This is a genomic window from Glycocaulis sp. (assembly GCF_052168375.1).
Classification (GTDB): Bacteria; Pseudomonadota; Alphaproteobacteria; order Caulobacterales; family Maricaulaceae; genus Glycocaulis.
In genome coordinates this window covers 1-4,299 of record NZ_JBQLZR010000082.1, presented here as the reverse complement: position 1 = coordinate 4,299, position 4,299 = coordinate 1, and the positions used below count along the sequence as shown (strand labels likewise).

2 protein-coding genes and 1 pseudogene are annotated in these 4,299 nt (G+C 66.4%); 1 reads left to right on the top strand and 2 read right to left on the bottom strand.

The window, feature by feature from the left end; genetic code table 11:
- Both ACTS2Z_RS03080 and ACTS2Z_RS03075 read right to left on the bottom strand, forming a co-directional pair.
- Window positions 1-1,902: hypothetical protein (locus ACTS2Z_RS03080; protein WP_442571764.1), on the bottom strand; the 1,902-nt coding region annotated here is incomplete at its 3' end.
- Window positions 1,902-3,674 (bottom strand): autotransporter assembly complex protein TamA, encoded by a 1,773-nt coding sequence (locus tag ACTS2Z_RS03075; RefSeq protein WP_442571763.1) that lies wholly within the window; start codon window positions 3,672-3,674, stop codon window positions 1,902-1,904. The genes ACTS2Z_RS03080 and ACTS2Z_RS03075, both read right to left, overlap by 1 nt.
- 208 nt (window positions 3,675-3,882) lie before the next feature.
- On the opposite strand from ACTS2Z_RS03075, the pseudogene ACTS2Z_RS03070 reads away from it, so the two are divergent.
- Window positions 3,883-4,299: pseudogene (locus ACTS2Z_RS03070) on the top strand (hypothetical protein); the annotation flags it as partial.

Sequence of the window (4,299 nt, the reverse complement as noted above, 5' to 3'; positions counted from 1 at the left end):
AAGGCGCAGGCGCGCATCGTCCACCACGACCGGCCCGGCCCCGGCGCTGGGAGCACGGGCGTCGGCGCGGATACTGAAACGGCCGTTCTCGTCGCTGGCTTCAAAGGCAAGGCTTGCGGTGCCCTCCAGAACCATGGCCGCGAGCGGTGCGCCGCCGGACCAGGCCGCCTGACCGGACAGAGTCCAGCCAGCCTCGCCTACCCTGCCTTGCGCCTCGGCAGCCAGATTGGGCGGGCTTATCTCGATAGCCTCGAAACTGAGCGCGCCATCGCGGTCACGGACCAGCCGGGCGGAGTACCGGGCGTCGCCGCCGATCCGCTGGCCCAGCTCGCCGCCGAGATTGCTGGCCGTGCCGCTGGCCGCAATCGTGCCGGACCCGTCAAAGCTGAAATCGAGCTCGCCTGAGCCTGTAACCCGCCCCGAAAGCTGATCGGTCAGGCGCTCTATCGCGAGCCTGTCATGGCGCAGGCTGGCGGTCACCCGCCCGGCGTCTACATCGACCAGACCTGTGCCGGTCAGTTGCAGGCCCTCGGCGCCTGACAGGCGCGCCGACTCTATTTCAAGGGTCCGGGCCTCATTGTTCCAGACCAGCGTGCTTTCCAGCAGCGGCGTGTCGCCAGCCAGCGATTGCAAGGCCTCCGCGTCGAGGGCGAGGCCACGCGCCTGCAAGGCCGATGTCACGCTGGGCTCAGAGAACGGCCCTTCCACCCGCACCGGACCGGCCAGCTGTTCCGCTGTGCCAATTGGCAGCGTGATCCCCGAAGCGGCAACACGCCCCTCAAAGACGAGCGGATTTTCCCCTTCTGAGGGCCGCAACACCCCGTCAGCGGCGATGGACTGGAACTGGAGCGTTTCCGGCAGCAGCGCGTTGACGAGGCCGGCTGCCTCGCGCACCTGAAGCGCAATACCCTCCGGCTGACGTGCGGCAGAGAGAGTCAGGCGCGGCGCGTTGATCTCGCCGGTCAGCGCATCCAGTTGCGGCTGCGTCACGCCCCTCGAGCCGAGGGGCAGGGCGATTGTGAAATCGAGCGGTCCGCCGGTCAGGCTTTCGACCTGCTCAAAATCGCGCCAGGCGCTGGCACTGAAGCGGCCTTGCGCGTTCAGCATCCGGTCTTCCCAGTCCAGCGTGCTGGAACCGGCCCGGGTCTCGCCGACGAACAGTTCGAAGCGTCCCTCGCCAGCATCCGGCGTGCCGGACACATCGAGGCGGGCGTTGAGGCCCTCCTCCGGTGCGCGAAGGAGATTGGCCAGCGGCCCGCCGGGTTCGGCGTCAAGATCGGCGCGAATGTCGATATCGCCGTCGGTGCGTATGATCAGGGCCAGCCGGTCACCGGGCGCGTCGATACGGTCAGCCTGCGCCTCGATTGCCCAGCGCGTGCCGCGCCCCTGTGCCTCGCCGGTAATAGCGATCTCTGCAGCCTCGCCCGCCACGCCTTCGGCCAGTGCGAGGGTCGACACTTCAAACCGGTCAATGGCAAGGCCGATATCGGGAATGCCGCCGCCGCCAGCCTCTGTCTCCACGGTGACAGGGCGGCGCAGCACGTTGACGCGCTGCGCGGACAGCTCGGCAATGTCGAGCTCACCGGCAAGCAGCGATGCCGGTGACCAGTCCAGCACCACATTTTCCACTTCCAGCCACACCCCCTCCTCATCGGTAAGGGTCAGGCGGCGCACGCTCACCCGGTCGAAGAGATTGCCCTCAAGGCCGGAGACCGAGAGTGTGCCATAGCCGCCAATCTGGCGTCCTTCGGCGGCGTTGACGGCAAGATCACGCCCGGTCTGTCCGGTCAGGACGACGATCGCGATACCGCCCGTAATGAGGGCAAGGGTCACGAGAATGCCGGCGGTCCAGGCCAGGACATAACCTGCAAGGCGCAGTCGTTTCGCGGTTGATGCCTGCATCAGAAAGCCTGCCCGATGCTGATATAGATGTGCAGCGCGGCATCGCCGCTGCGCCGGTTCAGGGGCGTTGCAATGTCCACCCTGAGTGGACCAAAGCCCGGATAATAGCGCACGCCCACCCCGGCGCCGAAGCGCATCTCGTCCCATTCCGGCTGCAGGCTGGTGCTGGCAACACCGCCATCGACAAAGCCGACAAAGCCGAGGCGCTCGGAATAGCGCCAGCGTGCCTCCAGGCTTGCTTCTGCAAGCGAGCGTCCGCCAAAGGGTTCAAGCTCGCCGGAATTGATCCCGATCACGCGCGGCGACAAGGCCTGATAGCCATAACCGCGCACCGATCCGCCGCCGCCTGCATAGAAGCGAAGATCGGCTGGAACCGCTTCTGCCTCGACACCGAACAGTCCACCCACGCGGCCCTGCACGGCAATCACCAGGCTCTCGCTGACCGGCACATAGGTACGCGCGCCGATCACGGCCCGGACATACTGGTTGGAGTTGTCTCCAAAGGTGAGGCCGGGTTGCAGGCGCAGCTCACCGGCAAGGCCCGATTGCGGGTCCAGCACATCATCGCGGTCATCATAGGCGAGGCCTAGCGGCAAGGTGACCGTGTTTAGCGTCCGCTCGCCGGCGGCATCGGTGATGCGCGCGATCTGGGCGCGAAGTCCCGCCGAGGCGAAGATGTTGTCGGTGACAGGGCGCGACAGCGCTGCGCGTACGCCAAAAGAATCCTGATCAAACGCGTCTGTCCGCTCCAGCGCCAGCTCGCTGCCAAGCTCCAGCGTCTGCGCAAACCGGCGCCAGTGCGGCAGGAGAAGCTCGGCCTCCCCGCCCATATTGAGCTCGGAGACACGGCCCGTCAGCGTCAGGGTCTCATCGCGCCGGAAGAGATTGCGCCGCGCCCATTCAGCCTCGCCGCCTGCCCCTTCCGTGGTCGCAAACCGGGCTGAAAGCTGCAGGCGGTGGCGCGGTGTCGGCTCCATGCGCACATCGACCGCGCGGACATTGCCGTCGCCCGGCTCTTCCGGTGCCAGCCGCGCTTCGGCCAGCGCCACGCTGTCCAGCGCCTGAAGCCGCTGCGTATAGGTGCTCAGAAGCCGGGCGCTGACCGGCTCGCCCGCCTCGAACGGGGCAAGCCTTGCGACATAGGCTTCGTCGATATCTGCGAGACCACCGGCGAGCTGCGGATCGCCAAAACGCAGGAACGGACCGGCCTCGAAGCGCATCTCCACGGCCACGCTGGAATCGAGATGGTCGGCAATAATGCTGTGATCGCCAGCGCGGGCCTGTGGCCAGCCATTATTGCGCAAGGCTTCAAGAATCGACGCCTCTGCCGTCAGGATCGCCTCGGCCCGCATGGGCTGACCGGCCGACACACTCGACGCAGCGCGGATATCGGCGCCCGGAGCCATCGAGCCTTCGGGTACGTCAAAAACGACATCAAATTCAGCGATTGAGAACCGCTCTCCCGGCCGGACGCGTACCAGCGGACGCTGGTCATCATCGAGACGGGGGTCGATCAGCGCGGCAAAATAGCCTTGGGAATCGAGATAGCGGCGGATTTGCGCGCCCGCCTCTCTCGCCCGCTCCCGGTTACGCCAGCGATTGTCGGACTGCGAGGGTGCCTCGCCGACAATGCGGACCAGCTCGCCATGCAGGCCCGGATCTTCGACCCCTTCAATGCGTGCCAGAGGCACCGCCCATGCTGACGCGCCCAGCAGCGCTGCAGCGCTGACGGCAAGGCATATCGACTGGCGCAAGGATTTCGCCGGGTTCACCTGTTCAATCCGTCTTTTCCGCCCCCGGCACGCGCCACCATACCGGGTACAACAAGCTTGCGTCACCAATCGTTGCAGACCTCAACAGCTGGCTTGCAGCCATTTGCGGGCCTTTTCTGGACACAGGCGCATTGTGCAGTGCCACAATCCCCCTGTGCAAACGCGCCGGACGCGCTAGTTTGCCTTTCGCTGGCAAGGGTGTGCTGACATGGCCGATGAGACAAGTGACAACGCAGAGGAGAAGGCCTGGGTTGGATGGGTCCAGCTGGCCATTGTTGCCGGCATCATCGTCCTCTCTCTCATCCTGACTGCCTGGCTGGCCGCCACTTCTTCGCAGCCTGCCGTCAACGGCAATGGCGCCGAGACAAGCGCTGCGCCGGTGGAGGTCGTCCGTCCCCGCAGCGACAGCCACCTCATCCGCGTGGAGACGACCGGTACGGTCAGGGCCCGCGCGCTCGTCACCCTGACGCCGGAAGTAGGCGGGCAGGTGGTCGAAGTCTCCGATGCCGTCCGCGCCGGCGGCGAGTTTGCGGCCGATGAGACCCTCGCTGTCATTGATCCGCGCAACTATCGCCTCGCCGTCGACCGCGCAGGCGCCGCCTATGCCGATGCGCGCAGTGCCCTG